We start from the raw sequence: 17781 nt of genomic DNA, 5'->3' as shown, positions 1-17781 counted from the left end.
TGGTAACCACCGGACCAGGCAATCGCGTGTTCCCGCGTGGCTTCACCCGGCCGGCCGGTCGCGTTCGAGCAGCCGGCTCAGCTCGCCGGCGAGGGCGGCCGACGCCTCGATCTCGACCTTGCGGATGGACACGCTCTCGGCGAGGAAGCCGAACGGCATGCCGAGCTTGCGGCAGAAGGCGGCCAGGTCCCGCGCGGTCGCCACGCAGTGCTCGTAGGACTCGGCCAGCGTGTCGTCCGCGTGGCGCAGGGAGTTCTCGAGCCAGCGCGGGACGTCGACGCCGAGCCATTTGAGGAATGCCAGCGTCTTCATCGAGCCGCACACCGAAAGCGTGAACAGGACGGGCTTGGGCGTGAGCCGCCGCTCGCGGCAGGCGTAGAAGTAGTCCGAGACCATGCTCTTCGCCGCGTCGGCGTTGTAGACGACTTGCGAGATGAAGTACGCACATCCCGCCTCCTGCTTGGTGATCAGTCGCAGATGTTCCTCGGGGCGCTCGGTGATGGCGACGCCGCCGAGCAGCAGGTCCGGACGGACTTCCCGGCGCAGGGCCTGTGCCTCGGACAGGCTGGTCAGCACCGGCTTGTCCTTCGACGACGCACCGACGAAGACACCGTGCACCCGGTCCGGATCCGCTGTCCGCAGCCAGGTCCGCAGTTCGGCCTCGGCGTATTTGCCGACGCACCGGTAGATGATCGCGGGGCGGTTCCACCCGTCGAGGTATTCCGCATGGTAGGTGGCGGGATCCATGGTCGGCAGGTAGGGAAACGGGCGCTCCGCCGGATTACGGTCGCTTTCGTCGTCGATGTCGTAGAGCGCCAGACCGTCCACGTCGAGGTCGGCCAGCCGTCCCAGGGTGGCCGCGGTGATCTCCCGGATCCGTTCGGGAGTGGTGCTCAGGCGGGGCGGCGTGATGCCGAACAGGAGAATGCCGCTCGAGGCGTTGGTCACCAGCGTCCGGAAAGCCGTGCTGTCACTGCGGTCCACCATGACGCGGAAGCTAGCAGCCGCCCGCCGGTCGTGCTCCGGAAGATCGGATTCTCTGGTGCGGGGCAACCTGCTCCGGCGATTCAGGGGCCTTCGGCAGGCATCGCACCGACGACGGTCTCGTTGTCGCTCAAGGACCCGGGGAATCCGCTGACGAGGTAGCCGCCGACCCGCGCACTCTGCGGGGGCTGGACGGTGGAACCGGGGAAGGCCTTGGCCTGCTCGGCGTTCAAGGCGCGGATTTTCGCGGGCTGGCCGCCACCGGTCGCGGTGTAGAGCGCGGGCTGGCCACCGCCGTCCGCCACGAAGTCCACACCGGACTCGGTGGCCGCCAGCAGTGTCACGTTGGTCGAGCCCGCCACGGTGCTGGTCCACTGCATCCGGCCGGTGTCCGGGTCGATGGCGGCGACGCCGTTGTTCCGGGCGCTCACCGCGGAGTTCTCACCGTTGAGCAGGTACAGGGTGTCCTTGGTCAGCACCATGTTCTCCGGTGGCCGCGCACCACCGTATTCGAAGCCGACCGCGTTGACGGCGACGCCGGAGACCTCTACCGGCGTCAGCGAGTGCCGCCCGGCCCCCAACGTGAACAGCCTGGTGCCTGCTCCCGCGGTCGACATGTGACAGCCGACCACCAGGTGATGGGTGTCCCCGGTCAGTACCCCGGAGAGCGTCTTGTACGAGATACCGGCACGGCAGCCGTCCAGCGGCGCCACCCGGATCACCGTCGGCGAATCCACACCCCCGAGCATCACCAGTTCGGGCGCTGCCCCGGCGTCGCACTGCGCGAGGGCGTAGACCTGACCACGCAGCACCTGGGCGTGCCCGCTGAGCTGGCAGCCGCCCGGCATCGGGTTCTCGCCGGCATCGGTCTTCCACCGCACCTGCCCAGTCGCCACGTCGGCGGCGAGCAGATCGCTGCCGCCGTGCGCGCGGGTGTTGCCACCGGCGTAGCGCGCGCTCACCACGCCATTGCCGATGGACAGCGCCGTGCCCCCGGTGAGGTCCGGGAAGCCGTCGGCGTTCGTGCCGAGCACCAGGCTGACCGGCTGCGCCCACCTGGTTTTGCCGGTGTCCACTTCGATCGTCTGGAGGTGGTCGCAGTCCTCGATGCCGGGCTGGTCGCGGAAATAGCCGTAGGTGAACGCGCCGACACCGCCGTCGGTGCCCGGACTCATGTTGCACAGGAGCGGAAGCTCGTGCCCGTTCTCGGGAGGCTTCCACGTCCAGCGTTGCGCGCCGGTCGTGACGTCGTAGGCGGCCAGTCCGCTGTTCGAGGTACCGACTACGACGAGCGAGGACGTGCGCCACAAGCTGACGAAGGAGCCGCCTTGGCCGCCGGGTACCGACCAGGCGAAGCCCGCCCTCCCGGCCTGTGCCGGCGACGGCGCCGAGGACGGATCGCCCGGCCACGCCAGCAGAGCGATCACAGCGACCAGCACCACGGCCAGCCCGCCAGCCAGCGCGGTGATCCACGCCCACCGGCCACGCTTCGCGGCCGGCACGCTCGGCGTGTACGACGGTGGCGCGGAAGACGGTGGTGTGAAGGAAGGGGGCGCGTACTGCGGCGGCGGGTCGTACGTCGATGGAACAAGGCCGGTCGGCGGTGGCGCGAACGGCACGGCGAACACGTCCTCGAGCGACGGTGAACTCGACGGGGCGACCGCGCTGCGCTGGACCACCACCGCGGCGCTGGGCCGGGCTGCCGGATCCTTGGCAAGGCAGTCGCCGATCAGCACGCGCAACCCGGCGTCGGGCACGGCCGCCAGATCCGGCTCCTCGTGCACGATCCGCTGGTGGGCCACGGCGCGCTGATAGGCCGTAGTCACCTCGCCGAAATCGAACGGGGCCGAGCCGGTCGCCGCGAAGCAGAGTACCGCGCCCAGCGAATAGACATCCGAAGCGCTGGTCGCCGGCCGGCCGAGGATCAGTTCCGGGCAGAGGAAGCCCGGGTCACCCTCGGCATCGGGCGACGCGGCCGGGTTCGGAGACTCGTCCAGTCGTGGCCCGTCCGGCGTCATGCGTACGGTGCTCGGGTTCAGACCACGATGCGCCGTACCCGCCTCCGCCGCCAACGTCTCGGCCAGCCGCGCCGCCAGTTCCCGCACCGCGCCTGCCGGCAGCGAGCCCTGTTCGGCTACCACCTCGGCCAGCGACGGGTCATCGCCTGGGGCTGGCCCGATATTTTCCCCCGAGGACATCTTCGCCTTTCCGGCCACTGGCCCGCTCGCGCGGTGGACGGCGTCGCCGCACCTGCCGGACAACCTAACGGCCACCGATGACATCTGGATGACAAGGCGGTTCCCGGAAATCCCGGTAGCCACGCCCACCGCGGCAGGCCGTGGTGTGTCATCGGGATTTCATCCACTTTCCCTAGCGTGCCTCGCAGGTACGGCAGTGGTCGCCGAGGTCCGATGTGGACAGTCGGTGCGATCGGGACCTACCCGGCCTGTGGGACGAAAAGGATGTCGACGGTAGGTGGTGGTGCGGGTGGGCGGGTTTCCGGCCGCCGGGTTCTCCGGTCCCGGCGAGGAGAAGGAGCCTCCTGGCTACCAGCGTGCCCCGCATTACCGGGTGCTCGTCGCGTGCGCGATGGCCGCGGCGGCGCTGGCGGTGGTGGCCCTGATCGTGAACTTCGGGCTGGACCGGACCCCGCGGCTGCCGAAGATGCCGGGAATGCCGCCGGGGCTGCCGACAAACATGCCACTCCCGTCCGGTTTCCCGACGGGCGGGCCCCTGCCCTCCGGATTCCCGACGGATATCCCGATGCCTTCCGGATTCCCGACGGATATTCCGATGCCCTCGGGATTCCCGACGGATGTCCCCATGCCGACCGATTTCCCGACGGAGTCGCCGTGAACCAGCTCGCCTATCCGGCCACCGGCTACCAGCCGGTCGCCGCGGCCCCCAGGGATACCCGGATGCGAGCGGTCCTGCTCGTCGCGGTGGCGCTGTCGGCCCTGTACACGGCGCAGGTGGTCATCGACATGCTTCGGCCGGCGTCCTTGGGCGAGGAGGCGCACGCGCTGGTCGGGTGGCTGAACCCGCCGCTGTCGGGCTCACCGTATCCGTCGTTCGGCTGGTACAAGGTGTCGTTCTGGTGCTACGTGGTGAGTTTGCCCGTCGCCGCGGTGATCTGCCTCGTCGGCAGGCAGCGCGGGCAGACGCTCCCCGACCCGGCCGTCCGCGCGCGCTGGACGTGGCGATGGCAGGCCTCGGCGGCGATCGTGCTGCTGCTGCCGTACCCGGTCTGGCTGCTGGACATGACCGCCGGGGGCCTCGGGGCGCTGCTGATCTGCTTGCCCAGTACAGGATACGCGCTGTGGGGAGTGCACCGCATGCAGCGCTTCGGCCGGTTGCCGGTGTGGCTGCTGCTGGCCGTGGCCGGTTGGGGCGCGGTGGTGGGCGGGGGTTTCGGCGGTTCGATGAACCAGTGGTGGCTGGACTACGCGAACAGCTTCTTCTCCCCGACCATGGCCGACATCACCGCGAATCCGCTGGGCGCGCTGGCGCAGGCCAAGCATGACGTGGCCACCGGGAACTGGGTATCCGCGGGGGTATTCGAAGAAATCGGCAAAGGCACCGGAGTCGCCATCGTCTATTTCCTGCTGCGCGACCGGATCGACAACGTCGTTTCGGGGATCGTGCTCGGCGCCGCCAGCGGGCTGGGGTTCAACCTGCTGGAGACCGCGCAATACATGAGTTCGCACAATGGCGCGAGCGCCTCGACGCAGTACTTCCTGCGCCAGTCACTGGGCCTGATGGCCGCCCACACGGCGTTCACCGCGGCGATCGGAGCGGGTTTCGGAATCGCGCGCCAGTTGCGCGACCGGCGCGCGCGAGTGCGGGCCATCGGCTGTGGATTCGCTGTGGCCATCTCCGGGCATTTCGCCAACGACGTGTTCATCGCCTACGTCAGCCGGCACAAGGCGGAGTGGTTCGCGCCGAGCAGCACCGTCGACATGCTGGTGCTCACCCCGCTGACCTTCTTGCTGCTGCAAGGGCCGATGGTTGTGCTGTATCTGTTGTTGTTGCGGCGAGGACTCAAAGACCAGGCCGCGGGGCTCGCGGTGGAACTGCGCGCCGAGGCGGCGACCGGGGCAGGCGCGATCACCGCGGGCGAAGTCCCCGTACTGCTCCGGCCGCCACGCCGGTTCTACCTGCGGCTGAAAGCATTGCGCACCAACGGATTCACCGGCTACCAGAATCTCGGCCGGTTGTACGCCGCGCAGCTGCGGCTGGGCATGGCCCGCTGGCACCGGGCGCGCGGGGAGACTGATCCGTCGGCGCCGGCTGAGCAGACACTGCGCGATGAGGTGCTGCGGCTGAAGCACCGGCACTATGCGACGGCCCCGTACCGGGTGGCGTCATGAGGTGGCTCGTGGTACTCCGGCGGATCGCGGTGGCCGGTGGCCTGTTGTTCGCGCTGTGGCTGGGTTTCCCCGGCCTGGCTGCCGCCGACGTGCCATGCACCGGCGTCAGCTACGACAACGGCCTCCCCGAGCTGCCCGGAATGTCCAATGTGGACCCGTGCGCGGGGCAGGCGCAGACCGGGGCGATCGTCGCCGGTGCCGCCGCGCTCGCGGCGACGCTGGCCGCTGCCGCCGCCAGTGCCCTCCAGGGTGGGATACCCAGCCCGGGGGAGGCCTCTGGTGCGCAGCCGGACGTCTCGGCCGTCCCGGACGCCCAACAGCCGATGGTCCCCGGTTCCGGCCAGACCGCGGACGGCAACACCAACTGCCGGACCGGTGGCGACCCGGTGGACGTGGTTTCCGGGCAGATGATCACCTCTGGGGTCGATGCCGACCTGCCAGGACTGTTGCCGCTCGTGCTGCGGCGCGCGTATGCCTCCGGGTACCAGGGCGGCCGGTTGCACGGGCCCGGCTGGTCGTCCACTGTGGACCAACGCCTTGAGCTCGGTGCGCAGGGCATTCAGTACTTCGGTGACGACGCGCAGATCCTGCGCTACCCTCTCCCCGCGCAGCCGGGCCAGGTTGTCCTGCCTGTCGAAGGCGCCCGCTGGCCGCTGGTGTGGGAAGCCGATGGCTCCCTCCGCGTCGAAGACCCGCACACCGGGTGGACCCGCCACTTCACTCCCTCGTCCCACCGCGCGATCGCCGTGCTCGGTTCCCTCACCGACCGCAACGGCCACCGCATCACCATCCACCGCAAGGCGGACATCCCGGTCGGGTTCGAGCACTCCGGCGGTTACCGCGTGGCCGTCGACACCGCGGACCATCCGGCAGGGCCGCGCATCACCGGGCTGCGGCTGCTCGACGGCACCCATGACGACCACGGCACGCTGTTGCGACGCTTCGGCTACGACTCGCGAGGACGGCTCACCACTGTCGTCAACGCGTCCGGCGCGCCGTTGCGCTACGACTACGACCAGGCGGACCGGATCACCAGCTGGACCGACCGCCTCGGCTACCGGTACGACTACACCTACGACGAGGCCGGCCGGGTGACCCGTGGCACCGGCCCCGGCGGGACGCTGTCGGCGGCCTTCGAGTACCACCCGCTGCGCCGGGTCACCGTCGTCACCGACTCACTCGGGCAGCGCACCGAGTACCACTACGACCGCCGTCACCACATCACCCGGGTCGTGGACCCGCTGGGCAACAGCACGCTCACCGAGTCCGATCGGAGCGGCCGGCCGCTCGCCCACACCGATGAGCTCGGCAACACCACCCGGTACACCCTCGACGAACACGGCGACCCGGTCCGGATCGACCAGCCGGACGGCACTTCGATCACTACGCGGTACAACGAGTTCCGGCAGCCCGTTCAGGTGACCGACCCCGGCGGGGCGGTGTGGCGGTACAGCTACGACGCGCACGGCAACCTGCTGACCAAGACCGACCCGCTGGGCGCGGTCACCGCGTACTCCTACGACCGGCGTGGCCGGCTGACCGCGGTCGCCGATGCCCTGGGTCACGTCCAGCGCGTCCGGACCGATCCGGCGGGACTGCCACTGGGGATCACGGACGCGGCGGGCAACGAGACGCGGTTGGTGCGCGATGCCTTCGGGCGGGTCACCGAAAGCCATGACCCGCTTGGCAACCGGACGGTTCTCGCCTGGAGCCCGGAAAGCCTGCTGATCTCCCGCACCCACCCCGACGGCGCTGTCGAGCGGTGGCACTACGACGCCGAGGGAAATCAGACCGGCTACGAGAATCCGGACGGCGCGCTGGCCGAAACCGCCTACGGGCCCTTCTCTCGACCGGTGACCCGAACCGGTCCGGATGGCGCCCGCTACGAGTTCGGCTATGACACCGAACTCCGTCTGGCGTCGGTAACCGGTCCCACCGGACTGATCTGGCGCTACGAGCGGGACGCGGCGGGCAGGCTGATCGGTGAGACCGACTTCAACGGCCGGCGGCTCGGCTACCACTTGGACGCGGCCGGCCGGCTCGTCGAGCGGGTCAACGGCGTGGGGCAACGAATCAGGTACCGGCGAGACGCACTCGGCAAGACGGTCGAGGCCCAGCATGACTCGGGAGCGGCGTCGGTCTACGCATACGACGCGAACGGTCACCTGATTCGCGCCCGGAATCCCGACGCGACCCTCGAACGCACCCGCGACGCGCTGGGGCGGGTGACGTCCGAGACCGTCAACGGCCTCCGGACGACCTGGGAGTACGACCCGCGCGGTCACTGCGTGCGGCGTACGACACCGACCGGCGCGGCGTCCGTCTGGAGCCATGACGCCACGGGCCGCCCGAGCGAACTGGCCACTCCGGCCGGGCAGCTCCGCTTCGGCTACGACCCGGCGGGCAGGGAAACCACCCGGCGGCTGGGAGCGGCGGCGGCCGTCACCCAGACCTTCGACACGTCGGACCGGAGGACCGCGCAGAGCATCTGGGCCCTCGACGCGTCCGGCGGCAGCACCCCCTTGCGGCAGCGCACCTACGCCTACCGGCGGGACGGGAACCTCGCCGCGATCCGCGATGCGCAGTCCGGTGTCCGGCAGTTCGACCTGGACTCGCTCGGCCAGGTCACCGCCGTGGACGGCGACGGCTGGTCCGAACGGTACGCCTACGACGCACTGGGCAATCTCACCCACGGCGAATGGCCGGGACCCGGTGACGAGGCCAAGGGCGGCCGCGAGTACTCCGGAACCCTGATCCGCCACGCGGGCCGGACCCACTACGAACACGACGCGCAGGGCAGGCTCACCAGGAAAGCCCACCAGACCCTGTCCGGGCAGTCCCGGCAATGGCGCTACGAATGGGATGCCGACGATCGGCTCACCCAGGCGATCACCCCGGACGGGGCGGTCTGGCGCTACCGCTACGACCCGCTCGGCAGGCGAATCGCCAAGCAGCGCCTCGGCTCCCGCGGCGAAGTCGCCGAGCAGACCACCTTCGCCTGGGACGGCACCAACCTGGCCGAGCAGGTCCGATGGACCTCCGACGCTCCACCGGCCACGACCGTCTGGGACTATCGGCCCGGCACCCCCGTGCCGCTCGCCCAGCGCCAGTACCCGGGCCTCGACGCGGCACAGCAAGGGATCGACCAGCGCTTCCACGCCATCGTCACGGACCTGGTGGGAATGCCCACCGACCTCGTCGACACCGAAGGACGCCTCACTGGACTCCACGCCGCCGGTCTCTGGGGCGCCGGCGAAGCCACCGGCTGTCCGCTGCGTTTCCCCGGCCAATACGCCGATACCGAGACCGGCCTGCACTACAACTACTTCCGCTACTACGACCCGGCGACCGCCCGCTATCTCACCCCCGACCCGCTGGGACTGGAACCGGCTCCGAATCCCTACGCCTACGTGGACAACCCGCACACGGGGGCGGACCCCCTCGGGCTGGCCGCCACGAACGACCCGTCGGAGATCTTCTACCGGGCGATGTCACTGGCGGAACTCGAATCCTTCAAGAAACAGGGAATCTGGCCGAGGAATGGCGAGAGCTTCGTCACGCAGGAACTTGACTACCTCAAAAAAGCGATTCATGAGAGCAACGCGGGAAGTTATGACGTCCTGGTGACGATGTACACGAATCCGGGAACGCAGCAGAAACTTCTGGACAGCGGCGCGCGCGACAGGGGCTTGTCGAGAGAAATGGTCAAGCGAGGCCTCGACGGGCTCCCGGTTTTGCAGAAGGGAAATGTGAACGAGGTCCACGTCAAGGCGGAACGTGGGCATGTCACCTACGGTCTTCGCGGTAAAGGTGAAGGTTCGTCTGCTATGTTCAACAGTCAGCTGATCGACTACGAGGTTGGTGGACTTCCGTGATGGCGCCTGTCGACGACCTGGCCGAGTTCGATCGGGTCGTGCGTGAGCATGACGCCGGCCCGGGGGACGACCTCGGTTTCCTGGCGAAGTTCGAGCCCGTCGACGACCTGATCGCGGCCGGGCTGCGGAAAACCCTCGACGATCACGACTGGTACGCCTTCCAGACCTACCTCTTTCTCGCCGGGTCGCGTCCCTCGGCAAAATATGTCGATACCCTGAATGAAGTCCTTGATCGTCGCCTGGCGGACTACGCCCCGGAAGACGTGGTGTCCTACTTGGGGGATATCCGGGACCCCAAGGCAGTCCCGTCGCTTGAACGTGCATTGAGCTGGCGTCGCGAAGACGATGAATTCCACCAGTTCGCCTTCAAGGTGCTGAGTGCTCTTATGGCTATAGGCGGCGAAGAGTCCTGGCGAGTCATCGAGTCCGCCCGGCACGACGACCGCGACCGGGTCCGTGACATTGCCGATCAGCTCTCAGGCAAGCGGGGAAATGGTTGATCGCGCCTGATGGCGGCGCGGCTCAGCGGATTGTCCATTCGTCGCCTAGTTCGTTGCCCTCGGCGTCGACCTCGACATGGCTGATCTCGAAGCGGAGCCCACGATCGCCGCACAGCCTCCCCAGTGCCGCGAGGCGATCGGCCGCCTCGGCCCGCGGTAACGCGAGGCCGCCGTCCAGCAGGAAGAACCCATATCCCGTACCGGTCGCGGGCCGGGCCTCGTGACAGTAAAGCTCGACGGTCGCGTCCTCATAGGACACTTCGAACCGGCTGCGTTGCGACTTCATCCGAAGCCCGGGTACCGACAGCCACGCACTGAGGATCTCCTCGATGATTTCGTGGTCCCTGGTGGTGATGTCGCCGCTGAAGTCGGTGTGTGGCATGGGTTTCCTCACGTACGTCCAGAGGAGCCGGGCTCGAGCACGTCGAGGACGTCGAACACGCCCGGCGCGGCACGCAGGTAGTCCAGCACCCGTTCAGCCATCCCCGCCGCCACAACCATGGCCGCCGCATCCGTGACCGCCATGGCCCCCGCCATCCCCGCCGTAGGAACCGCAACCGCCGCCCCAGTGGTCCTGGTGGCGCCTGGTCGCGGTCCGGCGCACGCTGGGCCGGCGGGGTGAGGGGGCCGGGCCGGACCGGCCTGTCGAGGGCAGCGGGGCGCGCGGGATCGCGTATTCGGTGGTCGTGGACTGCAAGTGCGTACGCAGCTCGGGATCGGGATGGGCGCCCAATCCGCCCAGGGCGACCAGGCCCGCCGGCCTGCTCCACAGGCCGGCGGTGGCCACACCGGCACGGACCTGTGTCGCCACCCGACGGCCGAGGCCGGTGAGCATGCCAGGGCCACGGGACTCGCGCGTCCACCACAGCGGTGAGATCACCACTGCGGCGAGGCAGGCAATCAGCCATCCCTCCGGCCGGCGTGGCCCGACCTCGGCGATCAGCCGGACCGCACCGATCGTGAACAACACGAGCACCGCCCCGAACGGTAGCCAGCGACGACGCCGCGTCCGTCCGCCCGCCACCAGCCCCAGACCGGCGAGCCCGCGCTGGACCGCGGCGAACTCGGGTTCGCCGACCGCGTCCCGTGACACAGCGGCGACCGGCGTCGGACGCCATTGGCTGAGCCGGCGCAGCACGGCCGCGTCCACCCGGTTCTGCCTTGCCGTGGTCAGATCCGCGCCGGCGACCCTGGTCAAGCCACTGCTGGACACGCGCAGTGTCCCCTGGTCGACCAGCCGTACGATGGCTGTGTCCGCCAGCCGCGCCGCTCCGCCGAGCAGGTAGGCGACCTCGTCGATGGACAACGGCCGTGACGGCGCCGCGCGGCGCGGCAGGCGCAGCTCCCACCGCACCATCGCCGCCCACACCATGGCCGCCCCCAACGCGACCGCGTAGGTGAGCAGGCAAAGCACCCGCCACCACTCGTCCATACCACCACCGCAGGTCGTCCCGGTCCGAACGACCGTACGCACCGTCGATGAAATCCCGATGACACCTTCACCGTGGCACGGGGTCCGGCAACACCGCTCAGCGAAACCCGGGGCATGACCTATGGGCGTGGTCGCCCACCATCAGCTGAACCAGCGGCGCATTCGTGTCCACCAGCCGACTTGGTGCTGGTGGATGTGCACGTCGCCGGTGATGTCCCTGGCTTGGAGAACCGATCCGAGCACAGTGCCGGTCAGCGAGTTGCCGGAACGCCCCTCCGGATTCCCGGGAAACGTGCCGGCCGGCCGGATGACCTGGACCGTGTATCCGGCCAGACCGCCGCGGCCGGGAACCACGTCGGCGTCGGCGCGGACCAGCATGTCACGTGCGGCGGTTACGGCTGCGGCGGTCAGCCCCGGCTCGGCGTTCTTCCCGATCTGAAGATCGGCCAGTTCGTCCGCGACCTCGCTCAGTTCGTCGTCGATCCGCCGCAACTCCGCGCGCGCTCGCGGCCGCTATCGGATCGGCCTCGTCGAACTGCCAGAAATGCTCGTCCCGGCCCACGACCGCGCGATCGGTCTTGCCGATCACCTTGCCCACCTTGGCACCCAACCGGCGCCACTTTTGCCGGTCCGAAGGCCCGTTGACAGCGGCACGGGATCGCGAAGAGCTGCCGGTAGGTCTGCCAGCCAGGTCCGCCAATGTCGCTGACCTGCGGTTTAGAGAATCAGCTGGTTGGCTGGTGCAGTTGCTTGTCGTTCGGTGCGGTTGATGGTGATTGTGATCGCGGGTGTGCTCCAGATCTGCTCCAGACCCGTGTGCTCAGCGCGTCAGCCGCAGGTCACTCCGGGGTGCCGGGCATCGCCGATGCGTCGAAGGAGAGCAGTTCCCAGCTGTGGCCGTCCGGGTCGTCCACGGCACGGTTGTAGAGCCAGCCCATGTCCTGAGGGGGGCGCGGTTCGGACCCGCCTGCCTTCACGGCGGCGTCGGCCAGCCGGTCGACGTCCTCCTTCGACTCGGCGGGCAACGCGAGGATCGACTCGATCGCACCGGAGGCGACGGGTCGTGAGGTGAACTGGGCGAACTGCTCGTGCGTCATGAGCTGCACGGTCACCACTTCACCGAGGGCGACCTGCGCGGAAGTCTCGTCGGTGAACTGCGGGTTGAGCACACCACCCAGCGCCACGTAGAACGACGTGCTCGCGTCCAGGTCGGTGACCGGCAGGTTGACATAGATCTGTGTGAAAGCCATGCGGGGCTCCTCGGTTCTTGTAGCCGGGCCTTCCGGCTGACTTCGAACCTACGGACGTACCTCGACCTCGGTCTTGTACAGCAGCGACACCATCTCGCCGGCGGCAGGCCGCCGCAGCTGTGTCGCCGTCCGCCCGACGAACCGGGTCAGCGACCGCGCCAGATGTGGCTGATCGTGATACCCGACCAGATGCACGACCTCGGTCGCGGCCACGCCCTGCCGCAGCAGCATCGTGGCCTGCCGCGCCCGCTCGATCTGCCGGATCATGCCCTGCGTCAGGCCCGTGGCCGCGGCGACCCGGCGCTGCACCGAGCGCGGTGTGACCAGCACAGGCCGCTCCCCGGCGACGACGTCGGTCACCAACGGATCCCGCACCAGCAACCCCGCCCGGACCAAGCGCTCCACGAACGTCTCCGCGTTCTCGTAGGTGGGGATCTCCCACTCGCTGCCCTGCAGCAGAAAAGAGCGCGGCGTCGTGCACGGGCTCGACACGCTGCCGTCCACAAGCCCGCCCACCGGCAGATTCCGCAGGAAGGCACCGTGCCGGAAGATCACACCGAAGGTGCTGCCCAGCCCGCCACCCAACGGCACCACGGTGGGCCGGGTCTCGGGACCACGAACCGAAACGGTGGTGACACCGTCCGATGCCCACACCAGCAACTCCCAGTTCGAGTTCACCACCGACACCATGCGCTCCGGCGCGAAGCCGCCACGCCCACCATCCGGCGCCACCCGATACACGCCCTCGACATAGGGCGAGTCCGACAATCGGTACTCCAGCCCTGAAATGTCCTCAACCCGGTCGAGCGCCACGTCCGGCATCGTAGCGCCGAGCGACTAGGGCGTGTCCCCAACGAGCTCGTGAATCTCCGGGGCTGTCTGAGCCCGGCGTGGACGGGCCTCGGGCTGGTAAGCCTGGTTGTATGGCAGTGCAGATTTCCGCGTCGGCGCGGTTGTGCGGCGAGGCCGCCCGGTTCTTTCAGGCCCCGTACTTCTCGGCCCTCACCACCGTGGGCGGGGACGGGGCCCCGCATTCGAGCATGATCTGGGTTCGCCGTGACGGTGGTGACGTGCTCATGGTGACCGTTCGTGGCAGGCAGAAATGGCGGGACATGACCCATGACCCCCGGGTTACGCTGCTCGCGCATGACCCGGGAAATCCTTACCACTACGTCGAGATCCGGGGCACCGTCACGATGACCGATGAGGGCGGAGCCGAACTCATGAACGAGCTCTGCCTGGCCTACACGGGGAAGCTGTGGGAGCCCGACCCCAGTCAGGAAGCCCGGGTCGTGGTGCGGCTGACACCGTCGAAGGTCATAGAGGCGAACGTGCCTCGATGAGCGGCGGGCGGAAGCCTTCGCGGCGACCAAGGCGGCCTCACCGAACGGGGCGGCGACCGCACAGGGCGACCCTCGACGCGGAGGGACTGGTCAATGCCGGTCCTGACGCACAGCGTTGCACCACCCACGTTGCCAGGCTTATGGCAGCCGGCAGCAGTACTGAAGTGGAACAGGTTATCGCGCTGAAGGTTGGCGGACGCCGCGTTCCCGAATGACCGATAAGCGGCATGACCCGATGCAGTGGACCGGCGACCCGGACGCCGTCGACATGAACCCGACGGCGGCGGTCTTCGCGGCTCAGGTGACGCGGGCCGCGCGGCGGCCCCGACCTGGCGGTGCCCAACCGGGCGCGCGGCGTGGTGGGCGTCTATGACGTCGCCGACGATCGGACTCCGATCTACGACCGCACCGAACTCGAGGGCTTCTACCTCGCGATGGGAACGAGCGGCAACCAGTTCAAGAACGCGCCGGTCGTGGGGCAGCTGATGACAGAGCTGATCACCCAGGTGGAGAACGGCGTCGACCACGACGCGTCGCCCGTCCGGTTCCGGGCCCCGCGCACCGGCCTGGAGATCGACCTGGGTGCGTTCTCTCGCAAGCGCAGCCGAAACACCGCGAACTCGGGCACGGTGATGGGCTGAGCCGGAACCTGGGATCCCCGGTCAGCTCGATCAGGGCCGGAGGCGGCCACCTCTGGACGCTGATCTCTTCCAGGGCGGCGGCAGGAGCCGGTCGGGAAGTCGAAGAACCGCAGATCCTTTGTCGCCATGACCGGCCGGCGTGGCTGAGTTCACGGTGCTCGTGTCGTGGCCGTGAGTAGGTTCGTGAGCATGGATAACGAGGGACCCAGCCAGACAGCGCTCGCGACCGCTTATGCCCGTGCCTATCACCAGATCGCTGACCGGCCACGAATCCTCACCGACCCACTTGCGGCACGTCTGCTCGGTGTCACCGCCGATGAACTGTCCGCATTTGCCGAGCCCACAGAGGACCGCCCCGGTAGCGGCGCCGGCTATCGGCCGCGCCGCCTGTTCTTTGCCGCGCGGGCCCGCTTCGCCGAGGACCGGGTGGCCGCGGCCGTGTCTGCCGGCGTGCGGCAGGTCGTGGTCCTCGGCGCGGGCCTGGACACCTTCGCCTACCGCAATCCACACCCGGGCCTGCGTGTGTTCGAAGTGGACCATCCGGCTACCCAAGCCTGGAAACACCAACGCCTCGCCGCTGCCGGTATCGATCACCCCGAGACGTTGACTTTTGTGCCAGTCGACTTCGAAACCCACGCGCTGGCCACAGAACTGGAGTCCGCCGGATTCGTCCGGGCCGATCCGGCCGTATTCGTGTGGCTTGGTGTCGTCTTCTATCTGACCCCGGACACCGCTCGCGCCACCCTCGAATACATCGCCGGTCAAGCTCAGCCGGTCGAGGTGATTTTCGATTACCTACAGCCGGCGGACACCGACGCGGATCGTGCGCAGCTACGAGAGCGAGCGAATCGGGTGGCCGCTGCCGGCGAACCCTGGTTCAGCTACTTCACCCCCGACGGCATCGCCGCACAGCTGCGCTCCCTCGGCTTCATCGACATCGAAGACCACTCCGCCGCAGAACTTATTGCCGGTTACCTCGATGGATCCGCGGAATTCACGGGCGAACCGCCCCAGTCACTGCGCGCGAGCCGCATAATACGGGCCAGCCGCTGAGGATTCGCCCCGCAATTCCGGGGTGTCGGCGGTGCGCATCGGACAACCGAACAGTTGACTTGAGTTGGACCGGCTTCGGGAGTCCTGGGCCATCCTGTATGAACATTCGACCGGTACGCCCGATATTGAAGGAGGCCCCTCGAAGCGGGCGACCGGCACGGCTGACCGCCAGCCCGAGCGCTCTCTCGTCGCATAGAGAGCGATTGCCGAACTCGCCGACTTGCCGAATTGGGAACTTCCAGGGGTAGCCCCGGCAGGAAGCTCACGGCGGGAGCTTCCCCGCCCGCGCGTGTTCACCGAGCACGGGTTTCCCGCAGGCGAGGGTTGTCGGGTGCCGGGTTTGCGGAGGGATTGCAAGACATGTTCGGTGTAGTGCCCGAGCGCGGCCTGGACCGGCTCCTGTTGGCCGTTTGAGAGGTTCACGCGTTGTTGACCGTGGCGCGCGTCTACCGTGCCGGCGTGTGATGGATTTCCCCACCGTGTGTTGTATCTACTCGATTGTGCGGACGGGAGATCACGATTCATGTGGTGTGGTGTCGCTCGTCGGTGTTTGATGGGTGAGCTGTTTGTGTGACTTCCGGGTGGGGGGCAGGTGTGTTTACTGTGCCTTTATGCGTTCTTTTCTGGCGGTGTCGCGTCGTTGTGCGGTGTTGGCCCTGGTGGTCGTGACGGGCGTGGCGGGGTCGGCGACGGCAGGGGTCGCCACGCCCACGGTTCCGGCGTCCCCGGCCGCTGCGACCTGGCCGACTGACGCCACGGGGGTACAGGACGCCCAGCCGCCGATCTCGCACGTGTTCGATGGGATGTTCAAGAGCACTCCGGAAGAGCTGAAGACGGTCGCGGAGGAAGCCTGTGACGAGAGCTCGACAGGGGCGTTGCCCGAGCGTGTCTGCAACGAGCTGACGGCCGAGCAGGTCGACAGGTTGCCGGCGGATCTCAAGGCGCAGGTCGACGAACTGGAGAAACTGGCCAAGGAGGACCTGGCGGCACGGGACTCGCTCGCCCAGCCCCGGTCCATCGCCGGTGTGGCTCAGGTGCTGGACCGGGTGACCAAGCTGAGCAACAACCCGGCGATGAAACAGCTCACCGGCAAGGGGGGCCAGTTCGCCGACTGGGCTGGGCGGGCCACTACCGCGGCCGGCGGTCTGACTGCGGGCAACGTGGTCGAATACGCGAAGTCCGTCGCCTACATCGCGGCCAGCTTCGTCCCGGGTGTGGGTGATCTGATGTCGCTGGTGGAAGGCATCACCACCGGCAACGTCGAACAGAGTGTCGTGGCCGTCGTCGGTCTCGCCGGCGTCGCGATCGGGTTGGCCTTCCCGCCGGCCGGAGCCGTCATCGCCGTGGGTCTCGCCGTCTACAGCCTCGCCAAGTACATCTGGAGCTTCTTCGAAGCCCGCACACGGGACTGGGTTAACGACCCGCCCGGCACCCCCGAAGAACTCCGCGACCGGGGCGCGGACATCAAGTGGACGGACCACAAGCTCCCGGGGAAAAAGGACAAGGTAAACGTAGTACTGTCGAAGACGGGGCACGTCGCCACGCAAACCATGCTGCTGGATTCGAAATGGACCAAGTATAACCGGGACCAGCGGCCGGTCAAGTACACCCTGCAGACCACTGGGCGGCTTCCGGGTTTCTACCCGGGAACGTTCTATACCAACGTGATCAACGGGATCAGGTTCAAAAAGGTCGAGATGACCGTCGCACAGGGCGGAAAAGTCAGCAATCCCGTCAAGTGTTTCCCGGACGAAAACTACCCACAGAAGGACCTGGTGACCATTGTTGTCTGCGCAACACTGAAACCTGTCGTGACGATCTCCGCAGGCCACAGCGCAGTTCTGAAGTTGAAGTACTTCATCGACAATCCCAGTGAAGACATCGACGAAGGCTGTGCGCCGCCGTGCGTCTTCGATCGCGAGAACCTCAGTTTTCTCTTCGTGCACGCCGAGCGCAGCGAGCAACCGATTCAGTTGCCTGTGCACTTCAGGATCGGGGTCGTCCCCTGACGAGGCAGGATCTCGGCAACGTCACCACCGACGGCGTCAGGAGCCGAGTTCGGTGGCGGCGGGTCGGCCGCCGAGGTACCGCGTGAGGCGGTAGGCGGGGATGAGATGCGCTCCCTGGTTGACGAGGCGGACCCACTGCGTTCCGGGGCGCAGGTCGGGCTCACCGATGATCACCATCCCGACGTTGCCGCCGTATTGCCCTCCAGTGACCTCGACCCAGTGCCCTTCGTCAAACGACGGCGATCGCGGCCGGAGCCGGGGCGTCGTGCCGTTGGTGTCCATCGTGCCAGGGTGCGCGCTGCGAGGTGGGTCACCGTAGGGGCT

Annotated in this window: 16 protein-coding genes; 8 read left to right on the top strand and 8 right to left on the bottom strand. The window is 68.2% G+C overall.

Annotated elements, in window-relative coordinates; all coding sequences use genetic code 11:
* Positions 1-42: 42 nt before the first annotated feature.
* Positions 43-987, bottom strand: coding sequence for a methylenetetrahydrofolate reductase (locus tag ACFW0G_RS02415; RefSeq protein WP_378322852.1), 945 nt, complete (start codon positions 985-987; stop codon positions 43-45).
* A gap of 80 nt (positions 988-1067) precedes the next feature.
* Positions 1068-3125 (bottom strand): PQQ-binding-like beta-propeller repeat protein, encoded by a 2058-nt coding sequence (locus tag ACFW0G_RS02410; protein WP_378322851.1) that lies wholly within the window; start codon positions 3123-3125, stop codon positions 1068-1070.
* Positions 3126-3459: 334 nt separating this feature from the next.
* Between ACFW0G_RS02410 and ACFW0G_RS02405 the strand changes: the two genes are divergently transcribed.
* From ACFW0G_RS02405 to ACFW0G_RS02390, 4 genes are read left to right on the top strand one after another with little or no spacing between them, the layout of a single operon-like run.
* On the top strand, positions 3460-3840 hold the full coding sequence (locus ACFW0G_RS02405; protein WP_378322850.1) for a hypothetical protein: 381 nt from the start codon (positions 3460-3462) through the stop codon (positions 3838-3840).
* The gene (locus ACFW0G_RS02400; protein WP_378322849.1) at positions 3837-5354 is read left to right on the top strand and encodes a PrsW family intramembrane metalloprotease; all 1518 of its coding nucleotides are present in this window, start codon (positions 3837-3839) and stop codon (positions 5352-5354) included. The genes ACFW0G_RS02405 and ACFW0G_RS02400 overlap by 4 nt, the downstream gene beginning before the upstream one ends.
* Positions 5351-9229 carry an RHS repeat-associated core domain-containing protein gene (locus tag ACFW0G_RS02395; RefSeq protein ID WP_378322848.1) on the top strand — a complete coding sequence of 1293 codons (3879 nt, stop codon included), beginning with the start codon at positions 5351-5353 and terminating at the stop codon, positions 9227-9229. Before ACFW0G_RS02400 ends, ACFW0G_RS02395 begins: the two co-directional genes overlap by 4 nt.
* The gene (locus tag ACFW0G_RS02390) at positions 9229-9729 is read left to right on the top strand and encodes a hypothetical protein (RefSeq protein WP_378322847.1); all 501 of its coding nucleotides are present in this window, start codon (positions 9229-9231) and stop codon (positions 9727-9729) included. Before ACFW0G_RS02395 ends, ACFW0G_RS02390 begins: the two co-directional genes overlap by 1 nt.
* A gap of 22 nt (positions 9730-9751) precedes the next feature.
* Here the strand turns inward: ACFW0G_RS02390 and ACFW0G_RS02385 are convergent, their stop codons facing one another.
* From ACFW0G_RS02385 to ACFW0G_RS02365, 5 genes are all read right to left on the bottom strand, one after another.
* Entirely contained in the window at positions 9752-10111 is a 360-nt protein-coding gene (locus ACFW0G_RS02385; protein ID WP_378322846.1) for a hypothetical protein, read from the bottom strand.
* Between the two features lie 93 nt (positions 10112-10204).
* Entirely contained in the window at positions 10205-11161 is a 957-nt protein-coding gene (locus ACFW0G_RS02380; RefSeq protein WP_378322845.1) for a TIGR04222 domain-containing membrane protein, read from the bottom strand.
* A 141-nt stretch (positions 11162-11302) separates the two neighbouring features.
* Positions 11303-11653 (bottom strand): hypothetical protein, encoded by a 351-nt coding sequence (locus tag ACFW0G_RS02375; RefSeq protein WP_378322844.1) that lies wholly within the window; start codon positions 11651-11653, stop codon positions 11303-11305.
* A gap of 347 nt (positions 11654-12000) precedes the next feature.
* Positions 12001-12411: a VOC family protein gene (locus ACFW0G_RS02370; RefSeq protein ID WP_378322843.1), complete on the bottom strand. Its 411-nt coding sequence runs from the start codon at positions 12409-12411 to the stop codon at positions 12001-12003.
* Between the two features lie 48 nt (positions 12412-12459).
* Positions 12460-13224, bottom strand: coding sequence for a helix-turn-helix domain-containing protein (locus ACFW0G_RS02365; protein WP_378322842.1), 765 nt, complete (start codon positions 13222-13224; stop codon positions 12460-12462).
* A gap of 110 nt (positions 13225-13334) precedes the next feature.
* Between ACFW0G_RS02365 and ACFW0G_RS02360 the strand changes: the two genes are divergently transcribed.
* The 4 genes from ACFW0G_RS02360 (at position 13335) to ACFW0G_RS02345 (ending at position 17457) form a co-directional block, all read left to right on the top strand.
* Positions 13335-13754, top strand: coding sequence for a PPOX class F420-dependent oxidoreductase (locus tag ACFW0G_RS02360; protein ID WP_378322841.1), 420 nt, complete (start codon positions 13335-13337; stop codon positions 13752-13754).
* 356 nt (positions 13755-14110) lie between these two features.
* Complete coding sequence (locus ACFW0G_RS02355) at positions 14111-14395, top strand: hypothetical protein (RefSeq protein WP_378322839.1); 285 nt, start codon at positions 14111-14113, stop codon at positions 14393-14395.
* A gap of 189 nt (positions 14396-14584) precedes the next feature.
* On the top strand, positions 14585-15448 hold the full coding sequence (locus tag ACFW0G_RS02350; RefSeq protein ID WP_378322838.1) for a class I SAM-dependent methyltransferase: 864 nt from the start codon (positions 14585-14587) through the stop codon (positions 15446-15448).
* Positions 15449-16059: 611 nt separating this feature from the next.
* A complete protein-coding gene (locus ACFW0G_RS02345) occupies positions 16060-17457 on the top strand; it encodes a hypothetical protein (protein ID WP_378322837.1) in 1398 nt (465 codons plus the stop codon).
* Between the two features lie 36 nt (positions 17458-17493).
* On the opposite strand, the gene ACFW0G_RS02340 is transcribed toward ACFW0G_RS02345, so the two are convergent.
* Complete coding sequence (locus tag ACFW0G_RS02340) at positions 17494-17739, bottom strand: hypothetical protein (protein WP_378322836.1); 246 nt, start codon at positions 17737-17739, stop codon at positions 17494-17496.
* Positions 17740-17781 lie beyond the last annotated feature (42 nt).

The sequence above is a fragment of the Amycolatopsis sp. NPDC058986 genome, from assembly GCF_042741125.1.
GTDB lineage: Bacteria > Actinomycetota > Actinomycetes > Mycobacteriales > Pseudonocardiaceae > Amycolatopsis.
This window is presented reverse-complemented; position numbering and strand designations above follow the sequence as displayed.